The sequence below is a fragment of the Collinsella aerofaciens genome (genome assembly GCF_015552075.1).
Taxonomy (GTDB): domain Bacteria; phylum Actinomycetota; class Coriobacteriia; order Coriobacteriales; family Coriobacteriaceae; genus Collinsella; species Collinsella aerofaciens_Y.
The window spans coordinates 1-23,324 of the sequence record NZ_JADNDZ010000051.1; the positions used below are offsets into that span (position 1 = coordinate 1).

General features: G+C 57.9%; 21 protein-coding genes. 8 read left to right on the forward strand and 13 right to left on the reverse strand.

Features of this window, described 5'->3' with window-relative positions; genetic code table 11:
• Positions 1 to 203: 203 nt before the first annotated feature.
• Together I2D41_RS02995 and I2D41_RS03000 are read right to left on the reverse strand one after the other, a co-directional pair.
• A complete protein-coding gene (locus I2D41_RS02995) occupies positions 204 to 1,208 on the reverse strand; it encodes a nucleoid-associated protein (RefSeq protein WP_195363496.1) in 1,005 nt (334 codons plus the stop codon).
• 111 nt (positions 1,209 to 1,319) lie between these two features.
• The gene (locus I2D41_RS03000; RefSeq protein WP_006234342.1) at positions 1,320 to 2,480 is read right to left on the reverse strand and encodes a DUF2974 domain-containing protein; all 1,161 of its coding nucleotides are present in this window, start codon (positions 2,478 to 2,480) and stop codon (positions 1,320 to 1,322) included.
• Positions 2,481 to 2,804: 324 nt separating this feature from the next.
• Between I2D41_RS03000 and I2D41_RS03005 the strand changes: the two genes are divergently transcribed.
• The gene (locus tag I2D41_RS03005) at positions 2,805 to 3,962 is read left to right on the forward strand and encodes an IS110 family RNA-guided transposase (protein ID WP_271741633.1); all 1,158 of its coding nucleotides are present in this window, start codon (positions 2,805 to 2,807) and stop codon (positions 3,960 to 3,962) included.
• Between the two features lie 189 nt (positions 3,963 to 4,151).
• Here the strand turns inward: I2D41_RS03005 and I2D41_RS03010 are convergent, their stop codons facing one another.
• The 5 genes from I2D41_RS03010 to I2D41_RS10005 all read right to left on the reverse strand — a co-directional run bounded on the left by I2D41_RS03010 (position 4,152) and on the right by I2D41_RS10005 (position 9,480).
• Positions 4,152 to 5,102, reverse strand: coding sequence for an L-lactate dehydrogenase (locus I2D41_RS03010; RefSeq protein WP_006234343.1), 951 nt, complete (start codon positions 5,100 to 5,102; stop codon positions 4,152 to 4,154).
• 201 nt (positions 5,103 to 5,303) lie between these two features.
• Entirely contained in the window at positions 5,304 to 6,467 is a 1,164-nt protein-coding gene (locus tag I2D41_RS03015; RefSeq protein WP_195363497.1) for a pyridoxal phosphate-dependent aminotransferase, read from the reverse strand.
• A 118-nt stretch (positions 6,468 to 6,585) separates the two neighbouring features.
• Positions 6,586 to 8,574, reverse strand: coding sequence for an NAD(+) synthase (locus I2D41_RS03020; protein ID WP_195363498.1), 1,989 nt, complete (start codon positions 8,572 to 8,574; stop codon positions 6,586 to 6,588).
• 134 nt (positions 8,575 to 8,708) lie between these two features.
• Complete coding sequence (locus I2D41_RS10215; protein ID WP_117635420.1) at positions 8,709 to 8,987, reverse strand: DUF4160 domain-containing protein; 279 nt, start codon at positions 8,985 to 8,987, stop codon at positions 8,709 to 8,711.
• Complete coding sequence (locus tag I2D41_RS10005) at positions 8,980 to 9,480, reverse strand: hypothetical protein (RefSeq protein WP_229042074.1); 501 nt, start codon at positions 9,478 to 9,480, stop codon at positions 8,980 to 8,982. Before I2D41_RS10005 ends, I2D41_RS10215 begins: the two co-directional genes overlap by 8 nt.
• Positions 9,481 to 9,727: 247 nt before the next feature.
• On the opposite strand from I2D41_RS10005, the gene I2D41_RS03035 reads away from it, so the two are divergent.
• The 5 genes from I2D41_RS03035 (at position 9,728) to I2D41_RS03055 (ending at position 15,338) form a co-directional block, all read left to right on the forward strand.
• On the forward strand, positions 9,728 to 9,865 hold the full coding sequence (locus I2D41_RS03035; protein ID WP_195363499.1) for a hypothetical protein: 138 nt from the start codon (positions 9,728 to 9,730) through the stop codon (positions 9,863 to 9,865).
• Between the two features lie 71 nt (positions 9,866 to 9,936).
• Positions 9,937 to 11,361 (forward strand): radical SAM protein, encoded by a 1,425-nt coding sequence (locus I2D41_RS03040; protein ID WP_195363500.1) that lies wholly within the window; start codon positions 9,937 to 9,939, stop codon positions 11,359 to 11,361.
• Positions 11,352 to 12,719 (forward strand): ATP-binding cassette domain-containing protein, encoded by a 1,368-nt coding sequence (locus I2D41_RS03045; RefSeq protein ID WP_195363501.1) that lies wholly within the window; start codon positions 11,352 to 11,354, stop codon positions 12,717 to 12,719. Before I2D41_RS03040 ends, I2D41_RS03045 begins: the two co-directional genes overlap by 10 nt.
• Positions 12,720 to 12,947: 228 nt before the next feature.
• A complete protein-coding gene (locus I2D41_RS03050; RefSeq protein ID WP_195363502.1) occupies positions 12,948 to 13,904 on the forward strand; it encodes a hypothetical protein in 957 nt (318 codons plus the stop codon).
• A gap of 138 nt (positions 13,905 to 14,042) precedes the next feature.
• Positions 14,043 to 15,338 (forward strand): hypothetical protein, encoded by a 1,296-nt coding sequence (locus I2D41_RS03055; protein ID WP_195363503.1) that lies wholly within the window; start codon positions 14,043 to 14,045, stop codon positions 15,336 to 15,338.
• A 215-nt stretch (positions 15,339 to 15,553) separates the two neighbouring features.
• On the opposite strand, the gene ettA is transcribed toward I2D41_RS03055, so the two are convergent.
• From ettA to I2D41_RS03070, 3 genes are all read right to left on the reverse strand, one after another.
• Positions 15,554 to 17,233 (reverse strand): energy-dependent translational throttle protein EttA, encoded by a 1,680-nt coding sequence (gene ettA / locus I2D41_RS03060; RefSeq protein WP_195363504.1) that lies wholly within the window; start codon positions 17,231 to 17,233, stop codon positions 15,554 to 15,556.
• 184 nt (positions 17,234 to 17,417) lie between these two features.
• Entirely contained in the window at positions 17,418 to 18,122 is a 705-nt protein-coding gene (locus tag I2D41_RS03065) for an SdpI family protein (RefSeq protein ID WP_195363505.1), read from the reverse strand.
• On the reverse strand, positions 18,115 to 18,393 hold the full coding sequence (locus I2D41_RS03070) for an autorepressor SdpR family transcription factor (RefSeq protein WP_195363506.1): 279 nt from the start codon (positions 18,391 to 18,393) through the stop codon (positions 18,115 to 18,117). The genes I2D41_RS03065 and I2D41_RS03070 overlap by 8 nt, the downstream gene beginning before the upstream one ends.
• Before the next feature lie 299 nt (positions 18,394 to 18,692).
• Here I2D41_RS03070 and I2D41_RS03075 point away from each other — a divergent pair, with 299 nt between their 5' ends.
• Positions 18,693 to 19,487: a tRNA threonylcarbamoyladenosine dehydratase gene (locus I2D41_RS03075; RefSeq protein WP_195363507.1), complete on the forward strand. Its 795-nt coding sequence runs from the start codon at positions 18,693 to 18,695 to the stop codon at positions 19,485 to 19,487.
• A 14-nt stretch (positions 19,488 to 19,501) separates the two neighbouring features.
• On the forward strand, positions 19,502 to 20,284 hold the full coding sequence (locus I2D41_RS03080; RefSeq protein WP_195363508.1) for a TatD family hydrolase: 783 nt from the start codon (positions 19,502 to 19,504) through the stop codon (positions 20,282 to 20,284).
• A gap of 279 nt (positions 20,285 to 20,563) precedes the next feature.
• On the opposite strand, the gene I2D41_RS03085 is transcribed toward I2D41_RS03080, so the two are convergent.
• The 3 genes from I2D41_RS03085 to I2D41_RS03095 all read right to left on the reverse strand — a co-directional run bounded on the left by I2D41_RS03085 (position 20,564) and on the right by I2D41_RS03095 (position 23,323).
• On the reverse strand, positions 20,564 to 21,427 hold the full coding sequence (locus I2D41_RS03085; RefSeq protein ID WP_035138847.1) for a PfkB family carbohydrate kinase: 864 nt from the start codon (positions 21,425 to 21,427) through the stop codon (positions 20,564 to 20,566).
• A gap of 13 nt (positions 21,428 to 21,440) precedes the next feature.
• Positions 21,441 to 22,409, reverse strand: a complete 969-nt coding sequence (locus tag I2D41_RS03090) for an SIS domain-containing protein (protein WP_148345615.1) — start codon at positions 22,407 to 22,409, stop codon at positions 21,441 to 21,443.
• A 62-nt stretch (positions 22,410 to 22,471) separates the two neighbouring features.
• Positions 22,472 to 23,323 (reverse strand): sugar phosphate isomerase/epimerase family protein, encoded by an 852-nt coding sequence (locus I2D41_RS03095; protein WP_148345616.1) that lies wholly within the window; start codon positions 23,321 to 23,323, stop codon positions 22,472 to 22,474.
• Position 23,324 lies beyond the last annotated feature (1 nt).

Here is a 23,324-nt window from a genome sequence, read left to right on the forward strand (position 1 = left end):
CAAACGCCCCTAAGCGGCAATCTGACGTTCAATCGTCGGGCATGACCAGAAGGTCGATGCCCTCCTCTTTCACGTCACCTTGCTCGCTCTGGGTCGTTTTCGCTGACGTATGCTCGACCTGCAACGTAATTCAGCCCCAAGTAAAAAGGCCGAAGCCCTCATCCGGGGCTTCGGCCTTTATTTTTGCAGCGTCCAAGCGCAGTTTATCGATTCTCAATTAACCCGATATTCTTGAGCTCGATGGAGATGAGGCCGTTGGGCTCATTGACGAACTCGATGTACTCGGAGTTCGAACCCATCTCGGCCGGGAAGCTGATCTCGATGCCCGTGTCGGTACGGATCTTGTGATTGCGCACGGCCGCGCGCTCAACTTGCTTGCGCTCCACGGGAACGCGCTCAGGCACCTTCTCCTCAGTCAGTGCCGCGCGCACGCTCTCCTTGATAACTGGTTCGTCCTCAAAGACCTCATCGACGATATCCCAAGGCGGCAGCTCCTCGTCATCCTCGACTTTCTCGGCAACGGCAGCCTTAACCTTGGCGAGCGCCACGGCCGTGTTGGCACCGTGCTCCTCGGCGACTTCCTCGACCACACGCGTCACGGTGTCGATGACCTCCTTGCCCGATACCCCCGTGTCGCACTGCAGCAGGCCATCGGGAATGAGCATGCGATCCTCGCCGGCAATCTTGCGCTTCTTATCCACATAGCCGATCTCCATGGTGCTTGCACGCACGATTGCATAGCTCGGCACCTTTTGCGAGGGGTTCGGCAGAATGGCGTAGTGGCGCGCGATGTCGTTGCGCACCTCCCCCTCTTCGCGGCCCACTTCGTGCATAAAAGCCTGCTTGGAGCCCAGCAGCATCACGGCAAACCAGCGGGCATCCTCATCGTCGTCAAAATCAGCCACGAGCACGTCGGTGGACTCGGCTTTCTCGGCTTTGGTGAGCTCGGAGGAGATAAACTCCGCAATCTGCTGCGACAGGTCCACGAACTCGCGCTCGCCAAAGAAATAGCCCTTGAGCTCACCACCAAACGCAGAGTTCTCGGCAAACGTGGCGCGTTTGTTGTCGGCCGAGGTACGAGCGCGCCGCAGGTGCGTGGTTACGAAATTACGCACGGTGCGGCTCTCGATATCGAGCTCGCGCTGGCTCATAACGTTGACGGCAGAGTCAAAGTCCAGGATATGCAGAATCGCGTGATTGATTTTCATATACGGCATTCCGTTCTAGATCGATTTCGGCACGAACCAGTATAGCGGTCGATCCCGCCCCAGGCGCATCGAAGATTGGTGCATCGGGGACAGGTTGCTTTGCACCAATGGTTAGCGCAGGAGCTCGGACTGCCAAGCCTCGAGCTGTTCTGCCAAGCTCTTGCCGGCAGCGGGCATGTCGATCTGGGGACGTTTGGGCAGAAGCGCACACTTAAGAATCGCAACGATAGTCTGCGAGACAAAGCGTCGCGTATCCTTGTCAAAGCCTTGCGCAGCCTGGAGCATCACGGGCAGGCTCTCGCGTAGATTCCCAGCGATATCCGCAAACCGCTCAGCACCCGTAGCCTCAAGCACGGAGAACAACGCATCTACAAAACGCTCGCGCTCGTTAGGCGACACCGCAAGCAGCATCTCGCGAATGGAGCCATCAACGTATCGAGCACCGGCGGACAGGCGCTCACAGTACACGAAGTCGCGACCATCAACCACCCAGCTAAAGGGATTATGCTGAAGCAGGCTGAACTCGGTGCTCTCAACGATGGCATAGTCCTCCTGTGTCTCGAACATCATGCCAAAGATCGACGACCGAGGTAGCGTCTTGTCGATTCGACCGGATAGATCGGCGAAGGCGTTGCCGCTCAGAAACTCCTCGACGAAGCCCGGGCCATCATGGGAATACGCCCTTTCGATTCGCTCACGGGCGACATCGGGGCACATCGCCGCACCGTACACCGCAAGGTTTCCACCCTTGGAATGACCTCCGCACAAAAGCGGCCCGTCAATCGCATCCGCCGCCTCGTCTACATAACGCGCCGCGGATTCCTGGGCCGGCACAGGACACCGGAACGCCATGTTAAAGTCCTCTTTCCAGCCCACAATCGTGCTGTCGGTCCCCCGGAAGGCAAGATAGCTAAACCCCGCCGGAAATCGGAACGTCATGGCCGCAAACTGCTCCGTTGTCTCGGCATCACTCACGCTACGATAGCCGCAAACACGAACGCCACGGTAGCGAGGGCTTGCTGCCACAGCCTCCAACAGGGCACGACTCCCCTCCGGATCCCACAGGTCGCCAATCATGTCTTGGTAGCACTCGGCGCGCAGCAGCTCGCGTACGTCTAGGCCCTGCCAGTTCGTCAGCTCCGCCATATCACCCGGCAAACGCAAATAGGACAACCACGCAAAGACCAGGCTATCCACCGCGCAGAACGGCCGTTCCTCAAACGGATCAAACGCCGTCTGGGCATAGGTCAAAAAATTAGGCGAATCCGACATGGCCCTCCCATCAACTATGGTGCATTGGGGTGGTGCAAAGTAACCTGACCCCCATTACAGTCTGAAATAGGCCATCGATAAATTTCGATGGCGAGCATTCGGCGCATTGCCTACGATACGGGCAAGCCCCGAGGGGCCGCCGATCGGGCGCCTCCGGATGGCCGTCTGCCCCTGCCCCGTAGAGGGCCCGGGGGGTGTTGCCACCGGGGGCGCTCGCCGCTCCGGACGACTGATAGGAAACTGCCGGGCGCAAGCGCCACGGCCAGGTAATGTGGGTGTCGCGGGGAGGGGTTCCGATCGGCCTACCGATTGGAGGATACCACCGTGGCACCAACTAGAATGCCGGAAGCCGTCATCGGGCTCGATGTCGGGAAATCGTCTCACTGGGCATGTGTCGCGACCCGAGACGGCGAGGTGCTGCTGAGCGCCCCCGTCGCGAACAGGGAGGGCGACCTGGACTCGCTGTTCGTCCGCTTCCCCGACGCGCTCGTGGTCGTCGACCAGTCGCGCAACATAGGCGCCCTCGCGCTCGCCCGCGCCAGGGCAGCCGGGATGTCGGCGGCGTACCTGCCGGGACTCGCGGCGCACGGGGCCGCCAGGCTCTTCGCCGGCGACGCCAAGACCGACGAGCGAGACGCGATGGTCATCGCGAAGACGGCGCTCGGCATCCCCGACGCGCTCCTGCCGGTCGGGGACCCGGGCCCGACGATCGCGGCGGCGAGGGCGCTGGCTGCCCAGAGGAACTTCCTGACCTGCGAGAACACTAGGAACAAGAACCGGCTGCGCAGCATCCTGCTGGAATCGTGCCCCGACTTCGAGGCGCTGGTCGACCTGTCCGACGGGCCCCAGCTGAGGCTCATGGCATCCCTCGGCGGGGCCTGGTCGGTGGCCGACGCCGGGCCCCGCAGGGCGGCGGCGCTCACGCGCGGGGCGGCGCGCGGCAAGATCGAGGCCCTCGTCCGCTCGACGGCCTCCTCGACAAGGCCGGACGCGGCGGCCGTCGCCGCCGAGGACCGGGCGGTGAAGCTGCTCGCGCGCAGGATATCCGAGAACTCGGCGGAGATCGAGGCGATCACGGCGGAGATCTCCGCCCTGCTCGAGGGCGACGATACCTACCGATGCCTCCTGACGGTGCCGGGCATCGGGCCCAAAACCGCTTCCGAGCTCGCGATCTCCATCGACATCAAAGACTTCCCCAGTCACGACAGACTCGCGTCGTACTGCGGCCTGGCGCCGCGCAACCGCCAGTCGGGAACCTCGATCTCCTCGGTGACGGCATCGCGCCAAGGAAACAAGAGGCTGAAGAACCTGCTCATATTCTCATGCAACTGCCTTACCCGGACAGAGGGGAGATGGGGTGACTACTACACCAGGTGCCGAGAGCGGGGCATGTCGCACGGCAAGGCGCTCAAGGCGCTGGCGCGAAAGAGGCTGAAGGTCATCTACGCGGTCATGCGGGACAGGGTGCCCTACGCAGCCTAGCCGAAGCGCACCGAGCAGATTGGAGCCCACCGGCCGAGAGGCTTGGCGTCAGCATGCCGCGATTCAGTCGCGCGGGCAGCATTTCCCAGTTGACAAAACTATAGGAACACCCCCCTCGCACTAAAAAGGCGCCCGGACCGTGTGGCCCGGACGCCTTTCATTGTAGCCTGTTGCCCAAACGAGCCGAATTTAGCAGGAGAAGTCGACGCTGTCGATGATGTCCTTGAGGGCCTTGGCGGAGGCGGTGAGCTCATGCTGCTCGTCATCGTTCAGCGGCACGGGGACGCGGCAGACGACGCCGTCGCGGCCAACGACCGTCGGCATGGAGATGGCCAGATCGGACAGGCCATACTCGCCCACCATGAGCGAGGAAACGGGCAGAACGGTCTGCTCATCACGCATAACAGCGGTGCAGATGCGCTTAACGGCCATGGCGACGCCGTAGTAGGTGGCGTGCTTCTTCTCGATGATGGTGTAGGCGGAGTTCTTAACGTCCTCGGCGATACGCTTCTCGGCAGCCTCGTGCTCCAGATGACCGTGAAGCTCGCAGAAGGTGTTCAGCGGAACGCCAGCAACCTGAGCGCTGGACCAAGCGACAAACTCGGAGTCGCCGTGCTCGCCCATGACATAGGCCTGGACATCGCGCGGGTCAACCTCGACGTGGGCACCAAGCATCTGCTGCAGACGGCCAGTGTCGAGCACGGTGCCGGAGCCGATGACATGGCCCTCGGGCAGGCCGGACATCTTGATGGCAGCATAGGTCAGAACATCAACCGGGTTGGAGACGATTAGCAGAATGCCGTCGAAGCCGGACTTCTTAATCTCGGGGATAATGGACTTAAAGATGTTAACGTTCTTGTTGACCAGGTCCAGGCGGGTCTCACCGGGCTTCTGGGCAGCGCCAGCGGTGACGACGATCATGGCGGCGTCGGCGACATCGGAATAATCGCCGGCGTAGATCTTCATCGGCTCGGCAAACGTCATGCCGTGCGCGATATCCAGAGCCTCACCCTCGGCGCGGTTCTTGTCCACGTCGATGAGGACCATCTCGGAGAACAGACCGCTCTGCATCAGAGCGAACGCCGAAGACGAACCGACGAAGCCGCAGCCGACAATAGCGACCTTCTTCTCGTTAACCATTAGAAACTCCCATCTCTCTCCACAAACAAGCCGCCCGGGAACGACCCGAGCGGCTTGCCGTAATCCCAATACATCCAATCGGGACTTTGATTATGCTCCTATTCGCAGCCAAAAATCGACCGTTTACCGAAATTGTTTGCAGAATTCGTAAAATAACTGCACGAAATCGGTTTCGAGCTATTGACGAGTCGAAATAGGTTTCTAATACAGGCCCGCCTCGCGAATGGCCTCGACAGCCAAAGCGATCTGATCGGGCGGCAGGACCAGCGCCATGCGCACGTGCCCCTCGCCCGAAGGACCAAAGCTCGCGCCCGGCGTCACCACAACGCCGGCCTTCTCCATGAGCTCCTCGCAAAACGCCATGGAATCGGTGCGACCACCGGGAAGCTTGGCCCACACAAACATAGAGCCATGCGCGTTGGGGCGCTCCCAGCCCAAGCCCTCAAGACCGTCGCACAGGGCGTCGCGGCGCTCCTGGTACTTCAGACGCTGCGCCTCGACTTCATCGCGCGGACCGTTCAGGCAGGCGATGGCGGCCTTCTGGATCGGGAAGAACATGCCAAAGTCGATCTGGCTGCGCAGCTTGGCAAAGGCAGAGACCACGTCCTCTCGGCCGACCAAAAAGCCGATGCGGGCACCGGTGACGTTAAACGACTTGGAAAGCGAGAAGAACTCGACGCCCACCTCGAGCGCACCGGGATACTGCAAGAAGCTGCCGCCGGGCTCGCCGTCAAACACGATGTCGGAGTATGCGTTGTCGTGAACGATGAGCAGGTCGTGCTCGCGGGCAAAAGCGATGATCTCCTCGTAGACCTCGGGCGTGCCCACCGAGCCCACCGGGTTCGCGGGCAGCGACACGATCATATACTTGGCACGATCGGCAACCTCGGGATCGATACCCGCCACATAGGGCAGGTAATTGTGCTCGGCAATCAGCGGATAGTACTCGAGCTTGGCATCGGCGATCTTGGCACCCGCCTCAAAGACCGGGTAGCACGGATCGGGCACCAGGATGGTGTCACCCGGGTCGAGCAGGGCCAGTCCCAAATGACCCACGCCTTCCTGCGTGCCGTTGCACGACTGCACCATGGACGGCGTAATGCCCGAAACGCCAAAGCGACGCTCATAGTAATCGCACACGGCCTGCTTGAGTTCGGGCAGGTCACGCAGGGCATACTTCCACATCTCGGGATCTTGGGCTGCTTGCGTGAGCGCCTCGACCACGTGGTCGTACGGCTTAAAGTCGGGCGTGCCCACGCTCATGTTGTAAATGGTCTTGCCCTGAGCCTTCAGCGCGAGAAGCTTGTTGTTGAGCGAGGCGAAGACCTCCGCGCCAAAGCGGTCGAGACGCTGCGATGCCTGCATGGTGCCACCTTTCGATATGAAAAACGCGGCGCTCCGACAAGAGCGCCGCGCGATACGGGCCATCAGATTGCAAAAGTGTAACGCTTGCAACCCCCGTATTGGTTCAATTTAGCCAACCTTAGTCAATCGGATTGAGCGCGTCGATCTGCGCAAGCCACAAACGTGAGCTGGCGTCACTCGGCATACGCCAATCGCCGCGCGGGCTGAGCGTCACCGAGCCCACCTTGGGACCATCTGGCAGGCAGCTGCGCTTAAACTGTTGGGCAAAGAAGCGACGATAGAACGTACGCAACCACGTGTGGACGGTCTTGGCGTCGTAGACGCCCTCGAAGCTCTTGAGCGCCATGCGGTAGATCTTGCCCGGCTCAAAGCCAAAACGCAGCAGGTAATAGAGGAAGTAATCGTGCAGCTCGTACGGCCCCACCAAATCCTCGGTCTTCTGTGCAATCTCGCCATCGCCCGTGGGCGGCAGAAGCTCGGGGGACACCGGCGTATCGAGGATGTCGAGCAAGACCTCGGCAATACGCCCGCCAAAGACATCGGCGGCATAGCGCACCAAGTGACGCACGAGCGTCTTGGGCACGCTCGCGTTGACGGCGTACATGCTCATGTGGTCGCCGTTATAGGTAGCCCAGCCGAGCGCCAGCTCCGACAGGTCGCCCGTGCCGATGACAAAACCACCAGCCTGGTTGGCCAGATCCATCAGAATCTGCGTACGCTCGCGGGCCTGGCTGTTCTCGTAGGTCACGTCCTGCACGGTCGGATCGTGCTCAATGTCCTTGAAGTGCTGCTCCACAGCCGCGTGGATCGAAACCTCGCGGAAGCTCACACCCAAGTCGCGGGCAAGCGACTCGGCATTGGACTTGGTGCGGTGCGTGGTGCCAAAGCCGGGCATGGACACGGCTGTGATACCGGTGCGCGGCAGCCCCAGTGCATCGAAGGCACGCACGGTCACAAGCAGTGCCAGCGTAGAGTCCAGGCCACCCGAAAGACCGATCACCGCAGCCTTGGTACCCGTATGGGCAAGGCGGGTCTTGAGACCGGCGGTCTGCAGGTCGAGGATGGTCTCGCAGCGCTCTGCCAAGTCGCCGTGGTCGGCCGGCACAAAGGGCGCGCGGGGGAAGACACGGTCAATGTCGAGTGCATCGCGCAGGACAGGCTCGTCTGCCAGCACGCCCTCAAACGAAAACTCAACGGTTGTGGCCTCCGGCGCATCGTCCGTGCGCGTCCACGTCGTCGAGCGACGGCGCTCGGCAACCAGACGGTCGAGGTCGACATCGGCAACCGCTATATCGCAGGTAAGGAGCTTCGTCGCCGCCAGCTTAGAGCCGTTTTCGTAGACGAGGTTCTCGCCCGCAAAGACCATATCGGTCGTGGACTCGCCCTCACTCGCATCCGCGTAGGCATAGGCGCAGTACAGGCGCGCACTCTGATTGGAGATGAGGCTGCGGCGATAGTCTGCCTTACCGATAATCTCGTCCGAGGCCGACGGGTTGAGGATCACCGTCGCACCGGCAAGCGCCATCTCGGTCGAAGGGGGCGCCGGCACCCACAGGTCCTCGCAAACTTCAACGCCCAGCACCAGGTCCTCGGCGCCCTCATCACAGCAGCGGTAGACAAGCCCCGAACCCAGCGGAACCGGACCCTGACCGGCAAACTCGACCCACACAGGATCTGCAGGCGCCGGAGCAAACCAGCGGCGCTCGTAGAACTCGCCATAGTTGGGCAGATACTTCTTGGCCGTGAGGCCCAAAAGCTCGCCCGCGCAGCACACGGCGGCGCAGTTGTAGATATTCTCGGCAACTGCAACGGGAAGACCGATGGTAAAGACAATCGGCAGCTCACGAGTCTCATCGAGGATATGCACCAAAGCAGCCTCGCAGGCATGCAGTAACGTGCGGTTATGGAACAGATCGGCCGCGGTATAGCCGCACAAGTTGAGCTCGGGCAGCACCAGCGCGCGAACGCCGCGCTCAACAGCCGCGCGAACAGCCGCTAACGCAACCTCGGCATTGCCCTCGACATCGGCCACGCGAATCCGCGGCGAAGCCGCCGCCACACGCAAAAAGCCATCGTTCTTAACTTGACCATTTAGAAAATCGTTCATGCGAGCTCCAACATATCCGTTTAGCCGCGGTGAGCGGCGGCGATAAAGTCCGCTTCCATTGTACTGTCAAGTTCAATCAGTGCTGATGGGACGGGCTCATGCTTAAAACTGAAAAAGGGAAGCAAGGGCGACGTTTAGCAGTAGAACGAGATCTCGTCCACAAGGAAAAATGCCTTCCATTTAGAGCAGATCAATTCATGCTGAGCGGCGATAATTTCACAGAGGTCGTCAAGCGTGCTCCGGGGGATTTTCGCTTTGTTATTAGCGACAATGCAACCTCCCCTGCGAGTCAGCCAGATTTTGGCCGAGTTATCTGAAGGTGCCCCCTTGCAAACATGGACATGGATTGGCTCGCCCGCTTCGTTGGACCAAAAGAAGACCCTATAGCCGCCAATAAGAAAAAGGCTAGGCAACTTTAGCTCCTCCGTTTGCGGCGTAGCGATACAGCAGATGGGCGTTATTGCTCAGAAAAGTCTCAAATCCTCGCTTCTCCTCGTCGGTGAAATGCCCCTCCCACATGGTCCAATTGTATGAAGGCAACTCACAACGAGCGGAGTCGAAGCCCTCTGCCGTCGGTCGCTCAAAATGCACGATAACCTTTTCGGTATCGCCATCTGTAATCAGGTCAGAATGAATGACCTCGGTACCGTCTTCGAATGTCATATACGGGTACATCACGTAAACCACCTCGCAATCGTAAGTCCAGTTTAGCATCAAGCTATTTCGCCAAAGACAGCAAGCCCCCCTTGATGAGTTGATGGTATCTGTTACCGACTCCAGCCAGACAACCGATGGCTCGAGGCCGAGCATGGGCGGCAAGGCAAACAGCAATGCGCCGGAAATGGGCACAGCCGACGGCGGCAACAGTAGCTCGAGCGGTTCCGCATCTGGCACGGCATCGGCCAACTAGGTGCCGCATCCCCAGATAGACAATCTGGACAACAGACGTGAACCGGCGACAGAATTTGAAAATCTCTCTTGAAGAATCTCGCTTAAAAACTAAAATGCACTATAAGATGCTCAGATTTAGTTCTCGCAGATTGGACTAGTCCATTGTAGTTTTCCATTAGACAATTCGGCAATTCAATTTAAGCCGTAAAAAGGCTAGTCCATTCGGCACGGCGATAATAGGCCCCCACAGGGAGGTTTTATTATGTCAACTGATGATTTGCGCTCTATTTTGTCTAAATATGGAATCGATGCATCTGATTCTCTCATCAATAGCATTCCTGAAACATCTTATGCCGAGGAGCATAAGGCTGAACAGGATTTGATTCCCATCCGCTACTAACACCGCTGTCCAAGTAGCCATTCATTCGATTTGAGCCTATTGTCGTCGTGCCCCTATTACGGGAAGACACCATGGAAATCACTACATTCATTGATGGACATCCGAAACGCGTCGATGTCCAAAAGCAGGCAAAAGCCTTCTATCTTGGCCCCAATATTTTCATTCGACCATTTGATGACAATAATTCTCTGGTCATAGATTCATGGAACAATATCATCGATATAGCCCCGAAAGATGCAATCGATCCTTCAACGCGCCTATGCAGGATAGCGGGTCGATATTTTCCGAAAACAAATGATTCTAAATCCGAGCTAGAGTCAATTGCTTTCGACTCCGAATACCATGAACTTCAACGCGGAATTAACGTCATATCACTTTGTCCGACCTTCTCTTGTAATTTGGCGTGCACGTATTGCTTCGAACGCGCCTTCGACCTGCAAGAACCACAAAGCGCCGAAAATAACATGTCGTCGATGCTTGAAGAGGCAGCTGTTTTCGTTCAGGAAGCGAAGCGTCTATACCCAAACAACCCAACCGTTATAGAACTATTCGGCGGAGAACCGTTGCAGCACAAGACCAGGAACTTTGTTTCCAATGTCCTCAAACTTGCTCGCGAAGAGAGTGTTGGAGTTTCGATAGTTACGAATGGCTACGACCTCCTCTCGTTTTTAGATCTGTTCGTTTTGTTTAGGGACGTATTGAAGAGCGTTAGCGTCACCCTAGACGGAACGGCACAAATTCACAACACGGCCCGTGTAACTAAAAACGGAAAAGGGTCATTCGAAGCAATTAAACGCTCCGTTGATGCCATGACAGAACTGCGACTCCCCATCCGCGTGTGCAGCAATGTCAGTAAACTTTCAATAGATTCACTTGAACAGCTGATTCTTTTTGTTAAAAACTCTGGATGGACTACATCGCCGTTCTTTCAATTTGAAATTGGACGAGTTTACGACCGATATGCAACAAATAGAAACAACGAAGTCTATGAATACGAGATACAGCGTAAATTAATCGAAATTTTCGAAAACTATCGGCCGAAGTGGTTGATATCGGGATTTATGAAGTCAACCGAATTTCCGTCTAAGATTCTCGGAGTTGACTTTGGACAGAATGAATACGGTAAAGAACGATTCGCATACTGCTGGGCCACCTCAAACATTATTCGCGGATACTACTTAAGCCCCGATATGCAGCGCTATCGTTGCACGACAACAGTCGGAAACCACAAATTCAGGCTTCCTGAAAATGAGCAGTCCGTCAACACGTCACATTCATGGCTCAACCCCATCGAGCATCGTAGTGAGAAGTGCCTGCAATGTCCAATTGGCGGTTACTGCAATGGCGGATGCCAAGTTGAAAGGCACTTCAAATCCGCCGAAGCCATTTGTGACTATGAATTAACTAATTTTCTGAAGTTCGTTGATTGCGTAGCCATACCGCGAATCCACGAGCTGCTTTGCAATCCCTCTGGAGGTTCTCAGCCGTGCCGGTAGTCCTTTGTATCATTGGTATCCTTGCCCAGCAGGGAATGGTCGCTCTTACCACCATCGCCATCGCGAGTGCTGCCTGCGACGTATCCTCAGGCATTGACCCCACTCGCTCGATTATCGTGTTCTGCGTCCTGTTGGCTTCCGTCAGCATCCCCGAGATGTTCATTGAATTCGAAAAAGAACGGTCAAAGTACTGGTTTCTCAATAAGGCCGTAAGTCATGCCGCGACTTCAAACTATGGCGCAACTAGCGCCTTCTTTAACAAGCGCATTAAAACGGAAAAGGAGCCCTATATCGACACGGAGCTCTGGATTGTCATTTCAGATAACGTCGCCTATGCGGCTGATGCATTTACGACCTTAATTAATATCATTTTTAATACAGCGGCGACAGCCAGTGTATTGGACAGCTCCTTTGCCGTGGCAATCGTTTTGTCGGGCGGAATATCTCTATCCACAGCACTGATTTCGTTTCGTTTAGTAAGGAAACCAGCATCAGAATCGCAAATTGCACGGTCGCGCCTTTTTTCTGCAATACGAAAGTGCATCCCGAATTCGTGGATCGGAAACTCCCGTTGCTTTAGAGATTGGAGCACGTATTATCTCGCAAGAGAAAACACCTCGAAGCGGGCACAGATCAGCCTTACGCTCGCTCGAGGTGGACTCTCTACCCTCGCAACAGTGGCAAGCACTATCCCGTTTATCGTTGCGATTTTCCATTACTGTTTGGTCCATGCAGGCAGCCCCGCCCCGCTAACAGCCCTTATAGCCATTCTTCCAAGGCAGGTATCGATTCTTCAAAACATCAACGTGATAGTTGTATATGCAATCCAGCTCTCCGAAAGGACAACGAGGACAGCATTAGTTCGAGACAACCTGATTCTCACCAACGAAGAAAAACGCCAACATGGACTCATTAAGTGGGACAAGCTACGGGTTATCCCAGCAGAAGGGGTAGAGAGCAGCGTTGTTCCCAAGAATATGGCCGATATTGAAACCGCTACTCGAAATTTCTCCCCAGGGAGAACGACGCTACGAGGAGCCAATGGCAGCGGGAAAAGCACACTCTTAGCACTGCTCAAAGAAAGATTGGGAGATAGGGCTTTTCTTCTTCCCGCCCACCCAATGCTTTATTTCACAGAACTTGACACACAAGAGGCATCAAGCGGACAAGCGGTCACTCGAATACTCAAGCTCTTGGAGTCTGGCTATCTAGAAGAGAACTGCAACGTGGTTCTTTTAGATGAGTGGGACGCCAACCTTGACGAAATAGCGCGAGCGGACCAGGACATATTAATCGATGATATTGCCCGATCAAAATGCGTCATCGAAGTGCTCCACAACTCTCGTAAGAACAAATAGGCCGCCTTTGCACACTCTTTTCGTACGTTTCTGGGTCAGATTCCGTGCGAAATTACCGCATATCGAAACGGGCACCGAGCCCAACGCTAAAAAGACAGACGAAACGAAGCCCCATGGCTTTGGTGAGTTGGTGGTGTTGCGGGCGAGTCCATCTTCGGTCCACACGAGATGGGTACCCTTGGGGCTAGACAACCTGTCATAGCACTAAACGAACCGGGAGGACCCCGTATGACATCCAAGTACACCGACGCGCCGCGTACACGCGTCATGACACCGGCCGCGCTCAACAACGGCGTTCACGAAAACCATTCCATCGGACAGACCATGGCCATCGCGCCCAAAAAGGGCCTGTTCGACGACATTTCCATTCCCCAGATCGTCGCCGGCGCCGCAGCCGCCGCCACGAGCGTGGCGCTTGCTTCAAAGATCGGCATTGCCGGCTCGGTGATTGGTGCCGCTGTGAGCTCAGTCATCACTGTTGTGTCCTCGCAGGTCTACCGCCACTTTATCTCCGCCAGCGCCGAAGCAATCAAGGGCACGCACGCCGACGTCGACTACCCCGCCGGCGCCTATGAGCCCGTTGAGCCCAATGTCGAGGAGCACCTAGGTGGCGCCGCGACCACGCAGGAGATGCGCCAGGTTGCGGGACGCGCGACCACGACGCGCGTCGCCCCCAACAGTCTGCGCGCCAAGGCGGCGGCAGAGCGCAGCCAGACACAAAAGAAGGTCATCGTCTTCTCGATCGCCATCGCCATCGTCGCGGTCATCGCCTGCGCCGGCGCCATCCTTATCACCACTGCCGGTGAGGGTCTGGGCGAGCGTCCCGAGCCAATCCTGTCGTCGCGCACGACCGAGAGCGATGCAAATGGCAACACTCAGCCGCAGGATCAGCAGGCACAGACGGACGACACGCAAGACAGTCCTACCTCTGCCAATTCGTCCTCGAACACCCAAAACCAATCGCAGGGCACCGATTCCTCTACGGCCAACAGTGGCACGCCGTCCGGCACGACCGACTCAAGCCAAACGACTGACGGCTCGCAGCCGAGTACGGGCGACCAGACAAGCAGCGACAACACGTCGGGAACGGGCGCAGCAGACAACAGCAACACCAACAGCTCGAGCGGAACCGCGTCCGGCACGGCATCTGACAGCTCGAGCCAAGGCACGGCATCGGGCAACTAAGCACGTTTGTCTCTCATAGATAACCGACCTGTATAACGGGCGCGAACCGGCAACGGTCGCGCCCGTTTGCCTTGGGCGCCGAGGTGGCACGCCCCGTGCGATGGTAAGATGCTTTGGTGTGTAAAGAGGAGATTTGCCATGAGCAAGACAATAGTTAGGCCCACGCTATCGCTGGGCAACCACATCTATCTGTATCGCCTGCTGCGCGACGCAATCGGATGCGGCAAGCAAACGTTTATGACGCAGGTCGAGGAGGCACTCGCCGCTGGTGACATGACTGCTTATGACCTGGGCTTTGAGTCCACGCGCGAGCTGCTCGAGGAGCTCAACGACTGCATTAAGCTGACCGTCTTTAAGGGCGGTCGCCTGTATGCCACCGTCATCGCCAACGAGGCCTGGGATGCCGCCCTTGCCAAGGGCGAGGACAAGCCCAAGGCAGCCAAGGGCGCCAAGCAGTCCTACAAAAAGAAAAAGCGCGGCGAGAAGGACCTCAAGGCAGTGCGTCCCAAGCACGTTAAGCGCCCCGAGCCCGAAGCTATGGTTGAAGCCGCACCGGAACCCGAGCCCGAGACAGAGATCGAAGTCGCTATTGAGGTAACAGCAAAAGCCGAAACCGAAATCGCCGCCACGACCGATCCCGAAGTCATATCCGAGCAGGAAGCCACCGCTGAGCTCAACGAGGCTCCCAAGTCGACAACCGAAGAAGCCGCTGACCAACCCGAGACGCCTGCGTTCCAAAACAGCGATGTCTTTGGCAACGAGGGCGAGGACGATCAGTCCGACGAGCCCGCAGATCAAGACGCTACCGAGTCGGCGCCGGAGCCCGAGACGCCGCAGCCCGCCATCTCGCTCACGGTCGTCTATGACCCCGAGAACGTAAACGCCGGCATAACCACCATGGCATCCACGCCCATCGAGGCAAAGTCGAGCGTCGAGAACGAGAACGCGACGCAGGTTGAGGTTGAAACCGCAGCTGTAATCGCGCCCGTCACCGAGGAGCCCGCAGATTCCACGACCAGGCCGGAAGCGACGCCGGAGCCCGCACCCGTCATCGAGAACGTGCCCGCCGCTGCTTTCGACCAAATTCCCGCACCGGCACCCACAGCGGCCCCAACCCCCGCACCCGTAGCGCCCGCCATCCCCGAGGACTTCCCCATCGATTTCGCAACCGAGGTCTTCTGCCCCGGCCCGCTTCTGCACCAACTGTCGACCTATCTCCCCTACGGCGCCGACACCCTCGGCATTGTCGGCGAGTACTACTGGATCGCCCGCGAACGCGGCACCATCGAGGCCGCGCGAAACCGCGCAATCTTCCCCCTGCGGTACACGCAGGCCGGCGAGCGCCGCGAGGTTGCCGTGCGCATCCGCCGCAACACCACCGGCGGTCTCGGAGCCGCCTGGACCATCGATAAAGTCGAAGAACCCGAGCAGTAACGACAAACGGCTCAAATCCAAATCAGGATTTGAGCCGTTTTTATTTGTTGATGTTGCGTAACCAACAGCGAGCGGGCCGCAAGTGCCCCAGGTTGCCGTGAAAGAGGAGCGACGCGTACTTCGGTACGCGAGCGACGGTTTGAACGGCAAGATGGGGTGCTTGCGGCCCGCGCAGCGTCGAGCAGTTACGCGGTTTGGTAAAACCGCGTAACAAATTAGTCACGCGTCAGCTTGCGGTGAATACGATGCGGCTGGGCTGCGTCCTCGCCCAAGCGCTCGATGCGGTTGGCTTGATAGGCCTCAAAGTTGCCCTCGAACCAATACCAGTTGCCCGGATTCTCGTCGGTGCCCTCCCACGCCAGAATGTGCGTGGCGACGCGGTCCAGGAACATACGGTCGTGGCTAATGACCACCGAGCAGCCCGGGAACTCGAGCAGCGCCGCCTCGAGCGAGGACAGCGTCTCGACGTCGAGGTCGTTCGTGGGCTCGTCGAGGAGCAGCAGGTTGCCGCCCTGCTTGAGCGTAAGCGCCAAGTTCAGACGGTTGCGCTCGCCACCGGAGAGTACGCCAGCGCGCTTCTGCTGGTCCTGGCCCTTAAAGCCAAAGCTCGCCACATAAGCACGGCTCGGAACCTCGGTCTCGCCGACCATCATGTGGTCCAGGCCATCCGAGACGACCTCCCACAAGTTCTTATCGGGGTCGATGCCGGAACGGTTCTGGTCGACATAGGAGATCTTGACGGTCTCACCCACCTCAAGTTCGCCCGAAGTCAGCGGCTCCAGACCCACAATCGTCTTGAACAGCGTGGTCTTGCCCACACCATTGGGGCCGATGACGCCCACGATGCCGTTGCGCGGCAGGGTAAACGAAAGGTCGTCGATGAGCACGCGGCCATCGAACTCCTTGTGCAGATGATGGGCCTCGAGCACCTTGTTGCCCAGACGCGGGCCCACAGGGATGCGGATGTCGGTCCAGTCGAGCTTCTGGCTTGCGCGGGCCTCGGCCTCCATCTCCTCGTAGCGAGCCAGACGGGCCTTGTTCTTGGCCTGGCGAGCCTTGGGCGAGCTGCGTACCCACTCGAGCTCGGCCTCCATGCGCTTGGCGAGCTTGGCGTCACGGTTGCCCTGGGCCTCGATACGCGCGGCCTTGGTCTCCAGATACGTGGAGTAGTTGCCCTTGTAGGGATAAAGGTGACCGCGGTCGACCTCGCAGATCCACTCGGCAACGTTATCCAAGAAGTAGCGATCGTGTGTGACGGCAAGCACCGCGCCCTGGTAGTTGTGCAGGAAGTGCTCGAGCCACAGGATCGACTCGGCGTCCAAGTGGTTCGTGGGCTCGTCGAGCAGCAGCAGATCGGGAGCCTCGAGCAGCAGCTTGCACAGGGCCACGCGGCGACGCTCGCCGCCAGAGAGCACGTTAACCGGCATGTCGGAATCGGGCAGCTGCAGGGCGTCCATGGCCTGGCCGAGCTTGGAATCGATATCCCAGCCGTCGGCGGCATCGATCTCGTCCTGGAGCTTGCCCATCTCGACCATGAGGGCGTCCATGTCGCAGTCCGGGTCGCACATCTCCTCGCCGATCTTATTGAAGCGATCGACCTTGGCGATCATATCGCCAAACGCCATGCGCACGTTCTCGATAACGGTCTTGTCGTCGTCGAGCGGCGGCTCCTGCTGCAGGATGCCCACGGTGTAGCCGGGGGTGAGCTTGGCATCGCCGTTGGAGACCTCCTCGATGCCGGCCATGATCTTGAGCAGGGTCGACTTGCCCATGCCGTTGGGACCCACGACGCCGATCTTGGCACCGGGGTAGAAGCTCAGGGTCACGTCGTCAAGGATTACCTTGTCGCCATGGGCCTTGCGAGCCTGATACATCTGGTAGATAAACTCCGCCATATGTCTGTTCTATCCTTTCTACCTGCTGTTTCCCTATTCTTGATTCGCTTTAGTGGAAACGAAATGAGGGAACGAGCTCTGAAACGTAACGAAAAAGGGGCATGGTTGCCCACACCCCCTAATACTACCTGGGAAAAGTCCCCCGGAACATACTATGAACTGCGTACGCTAGTTTTCCGCAACCTTAACGAGCGGCTCGCTGCGATTTGCGCCACAACAGATACGAGTAGACGTAGACGGCTCCAACCGAACCAAACGCCAGAACCGCAATCACCGTGGCGACGACTTCACTCGAAAGCACGCTGCCTGCCACGCCCATCACAATCAGGCCAATACCCAGCACCATAAAGCAGGCGCCGCCAAAACGCTGCGTACGGCGCCAGTTCTCGGGATCGGCAAGCCCCCAGGGTGTCTTGATACCGAGCGTATAGTTCTGCTTCACACGCGGCAAGTAGTTGCCTACGCCGATGAACAGCAAACCGACAACACCGGAAATCAGCACGTTAACCAAACCGACCGCCGGCACCACGCCCCAAACCGTAAGCTCTCCCAGCCAGCTTATGGCGCACATGAACAAGGTGAAGGCGATTACGAAGCCCTGGTAGAACTTGCCCGAGGTTCGATATGCCTCACCTTTGGGGTCGATGCGCGGCACCACGCAGAACATTGCGAGAAGCGCCAGAGGCAGCACGCCGAGCGCGGAGGCCATCCAGCTAGGACCCCAACCGTCGACGGCGCCGTTCGCGCCCCAGTGCGTGGGAATCTGCGCAGGCAAGCTCGGCATCACTATGAGGTGCGCTACGACATTGGCGACGCACAGAGCGACCAGCGCAATCCACACGCGCGACGATACCCCCGTGGGGTGAATGCCCTTGTTTTCGTTATTCATCCTTATCACCTTCCGTGTTTGTAAAGCTCATAAACCAGCCAATTAAATCCTGCATGACGGTGGTGTTTAAGCTGTATACGATGCTTTGGCCATGGCGCTCGTCGGTCACCAACCCGGCGTTTTTGAGTGTCGCCAAGTGATGGCTCAGCGACGGCTTACTGATGTCAAAATGCTCGGCAAGCTCTCCGGCCGTACAATTGCCCTCGCGCAGTAGTTCCAAAATGCGCCGCCGCGTTGGATCGGCAAGCGCCTTAAAACCCTCTCCTGGCATAAGACCTCCTCTCATCATCTCTCATGACGTGCACACTATACTCAATATTTAGATGTTTGTCTAACCATCTAATCTTGTACTCATAAAAATAGCCGCCTCCGCGTAATGCGAAGACGGCCACTTCTCACGCTACAAACGTGTTTTGGAGTTGGCCAACCCGCTGCAACGGGTGCCATCTGCTTCAATCTTATGCGAACCCCGACCCCATTTCAACAAGCCCAAGGGCTCAAATGGAATCGCGATAACACCTATAATGGCAATAGCTAAAACACGATTCGCTTCCCCATCGGAGGATGTCTATGACCGAAACCGCTGCCGCTCTCGTCGAGACACGCGACACCAAGCTCGAGATCATCATGGGCCACGAGGCACTCGATAGGCTCGCCGATGCTACGGTGCTGGTGCTCGGCTGCGGAGGCGTGGGCTCCAACTGCTGCGAGGCACTCGCCCGCGGCGGCATCGGTCATTTCGTCATTCTGGACAAGGACATCATCGCACCCAGCAATATCAATCGCCAGGCCATCGCCTTTCACAGCACCATCGGCAAGCGCAAAGTGGACGTGATGGATGCCATGATTCGCGATATCAATCCCGCCGCCACCGTTATCAAGCGCACCGAATACCTGCTGAGCGACAACATCGATGATTTCTTCGCGAGCGTTTTGGAGCAGACGGACGGCAAGCTCGACTACGTCGTCGACGCCATCGACACCATCTCGGCCAAGCTCACCATTGCCAAATATGCTCAGGACCACGACATTCGTTTGGTTAGCTCCATGGGCGGGGCCAACAAGCTCCATCCCGAGTGCCTCCGCTTTGCCGACATTTTCGATACGGTACGTGACCCCATGAGCCGCATCATGCGCAAAGAATGCAAGAAGCGCGGAATCAAGAGCCTGCATGTACTGTTTAGCTGCGAGGAATCGGTTAAGACACAGCCCCGCGACCCTTCCAACATCCACGAGCGCACCGAGCTGGGAACCGCCAGCTTTATGCCGCCCATCATGGGCCAGATGATTGCCGGCGAGGTTATCCGCCAGATCAGCGGCCGCGGCACTGAGCGCGTACGCTCCGATGGCCAACGTCTGGACTAGCGGAGCGCACCGAGATGGAACCCCGGTTATTTGATGCACACTGCCATCTTGATTTAATGGCTCACCCGGACGCCGTTGCCGATGAGGCGACGGCGCTGGGCTTGGGTCTATTTGACTGCGGCGTCAATCCGCGCGACTTTTCGGCCGCAAACGAGCGTGCCTGTCGCCAACCAGGCATCATCGCCGGCGTTGGGCTTCACCCCTGGTGGCTCGCCGATGGCCACTGCGGTTTTGTCGAAGTCAATCTGCTTTGCGAAGTTGCTGCCCAAGAACGCTACATCGGCGAAGTCGGACTCGACTTTTCCGCGCGCTTTGCTGGAAGTGAGCCGCTACAAATACAGGCACTTAACCGGCTCTGCGATGCGCTCGTGCAGCATCCTCTTACCGGGCGCGTGATATCAATTCACGCCGTTCGTTCGGCAGGAGCCGTACTGGACGTCCTCGAATCGCATGGGCTACTCATCCCAAACCCCGACTCCCCCGTTATCATCTTCCACTGGTTTAGCGGTACTTCGGACGAACTCGTCCGCGCGCGTAATGCGGGCTGTTATTTTTCCGTCAACGAACGCATGCTCGCATCTAAACGAGGACGCGAATACGTGCGACAAATTCCACTCGATCGTTTACTGCTCGAGACCGATGCACCAGCGGAGGCAAACGCAGAAATAAGCGCACAGTCACTCATCAGATCGCTCGAAAGCGCCTCAGAACACGTCGCCTCGCTCAAAAAATGCGACGCAAAGCAAATTGAGTCGGCGGTTTTAGCGAATGCACACTCTGTTTTTAGCCTTCGCTAACCCCTGTGGTCAAAAAACGTCAAATATGAGTACTGCTAGCGAAATGGATACATTACTCTGAGCTTTCCGACCACCAGAATAATCTACGATTGTCCATTAACTAACACTTTTACAGTCACTCATCCTGCATTTTCGCAATCTTAAACCCCTCCAAACGCTCAAATCACGTCTGAAGGGGTCGATTTTGCTGCGACTAAATTAGTCACAGTACTCATATTTGGCTTTTTTTGACCACCGAGTCACGGGAAGGCACCAATACAGCTCCCCGGGACAGCTCGGCTATTCGACGATTGGTGCTCCGTGGCCCCAAGAACCTTCCATGCCGCACACGGTCGAGGCAAAACCGGCAGCAAAGTCGAGCGCGCGCTCGATGGCCTCGGCGCCGTCCTCACCACGCTTGGCGGAATCGAGATAGCACATCAAAAACGAAGTGAGGAACGAATCGCCCGCTCCCATGGTGTCCTTCATGTCCGTTACCGGTTTAGCCAGCTGGCGGTAATAACGCTCGCCGTCGTAAGCAATGCAGCCCTCGGCGCCCGCCGTAGCCGACACAAAACGCGGACCCAGACCCTTCACCCATGCCAGACGCTCGCGAATCTCGTCCTCACTCGCGGCATCCGCCGCACTAAAGAAAGCAAAATCGACGTAGGGCGCAATCTGCTCGTAGTACTCGTCGGTGGAGTCGTCCGAAAAGTCAAAAGAGACCGTGACGCCCGCAGCCTTCAGCTTGGGCAGCTCGCGCTCGGTAAAGCAATAGTTGCCCGAATGAACCACATCGAACTGCTTCATGTACGAAAGGTCAAAGCGATCGAGGACATAGCGCGCATCGCCACGGATACCGCCCTCGTTGGAGCCAAGGAAGACACGGTCACCGTCAACGACGGTCACGCGAGCCGCTCCGTTCTCGCCAATCATCTGCTCGCACTTGTCAAGCTCAATACCCTCATCCTCGAGGCTTGCAATGACATGCTCGGCAGCGGCGTCATTGCCAAAAATGCCCATGTATGCGGAGCGTGCGGCACCGCATTTCTTGGCATAAACGGCAAAGTTCACCGCGTTGCCGCCAGGATACATGGTGTGGATATGCTCGTAGCGATCGACGACGTTGTCGCCAAATCCGAGCGCGTTAACGTTAAATGCCATGGTATTTACCCTTCTAGTACTCGACGACGCCCATGTAGCGACGGAAATCGGGATCATGGTCAAACACCTTGCCGCGTGCGGCACGCAGCTCGCAGTTCATGGCGTAGAACAGCACCGGGTCCAGATAGGCACGGACGCTCGCCGGCACGGCTTCCATACCGTACTCCTTGGCATCGAGCACCATCAGCGTATCGGTATGCGTCTTAAGGAACGCCAGGGCGCGCTCGTCCATAGCACGGCACTCGCTGGAACCCATCTGCAGGAAGTAAAAAACGCCATCCTGAGTAGCCTCGAAGGGGCCGTGGAAGTACTCGGCAGAGTGGATGTAACTGCAGTGCTGCCACTGCATCTCCATAAGAGAGCAGATAGCGAAACCGTAGGTCTGGCTAAAGTTGGGACCGCTGCCCAGAATATAGAAGAATTCGTGCTCCTGGCAAAGCTTGGCAAAGCGATCGCCCAGCTCGGCATTTACCTTCTCGCGTGCCGGGGGAAGAATCTTATCCATCTCGGCGATACCGGCATACATATCGGCAAGATCGGCGTAGCCCTCCTGCTGATCGAGCAGCTCTGCCGCAAGCGACAGCGAAATGCCAGCGGGGACCTCGGCCTGCGGCACACCCTCGCCCCATGGGTAGACCCACGTGGTCCACTTGCCGGAGTCAATCTTGGATCCAGCGTTGTCGGTCTGGGCGATCACCGTAGCGCCGGCAGCAAGGGCAATCTCGCAGCCCTCGACGACCTCCGGGGTGTTGCCGCTGTGACTGCAGGCAATGACCAGGGACTTCTCGCCCAGACGACGCGGACGCATGATATCGAACTCGCGAGCCGTATAGATATACGAAGTGAAGGCGGTTGCCTCGCGCTGCAGAAGCTCATGAGCCGGGATCAAATCGATCATGGAGCCACCGCAAGCAATCCAGTAGACGCTGTCGAACTTGCCCTTCTCGGCAATTGCCTCTTTGATCAGATCGTGTGCGTTCATATCCAGTTCCTTTCTTGTTTGGCCCGCAATCAATGACGTTGGTTGCGTGGCCGATGGTTGTTTTAGTCAATCAGATATTTTTCGAATGCGGCCATGCTCTTGGCATCTGCCGCCGCCGGGTCATCGTAGTAACGACCGTCCGTGATTTCCTGGCCCAGCATGCCGTCGAAACCATGGGCGTTGAGTGTGGCGACGAAGGCGTCCATATCGTGCTTGCCATCGCCCCACACCAGATGGCCATACGGGTCACCGTCGATAAAGTGCATCTCGTGAATTGCCCCATCACCAAAGGCGGCAAACCAGTCCTCGAGCGTCTCGCCTGCAACGCCCATCGCGGTTGTATCAACCATGGGCTGTAAGTACGGGCTCGCGACCTCGTCAATCATGCGCTTCGCATCGGAAACCGTCGTCACAAGGTTGCTCTCCTCGGGACGCAGGCTTTCCATCGTAAGCACCAGACCGTGCTCGCCGGCATACTCCGCCAGAATGGACAAGTGCTCGCGGCTGCGCTTCCAGGCTTCCTCGCGGTCCTCGTCCCAGTCGCCCCAGCCCGAGTTGACGGACATACGGTCGCACCCAAGTACCTCGGCAAGCTCAATGCCGTGTTTAAAGTACGCCAGGCTGCGCTGTTCATGCAGCGGCTTGCGTGCGCAGTACTGCCAAGGATAGACAACATTCTCGGGGCACAGAGTACGATACCTAAGCCCACGGTCTGCAGCCTTTTTCGCCAGAACCTCAGCCTCAAAGTAGCCCGTATGGTCGAGCGTCACATGCGGCTCCGCACACCATAGCTCAATGGACTCAAAGCCCAAGCGCTGCTGCACATCAAGGAAGTAATCGAGCGACCACATGATGTAGTGGATATTCATGCCCGCAATCTGCTCGCGGCGCAGCGTCGGTTTGGATTCAGACATC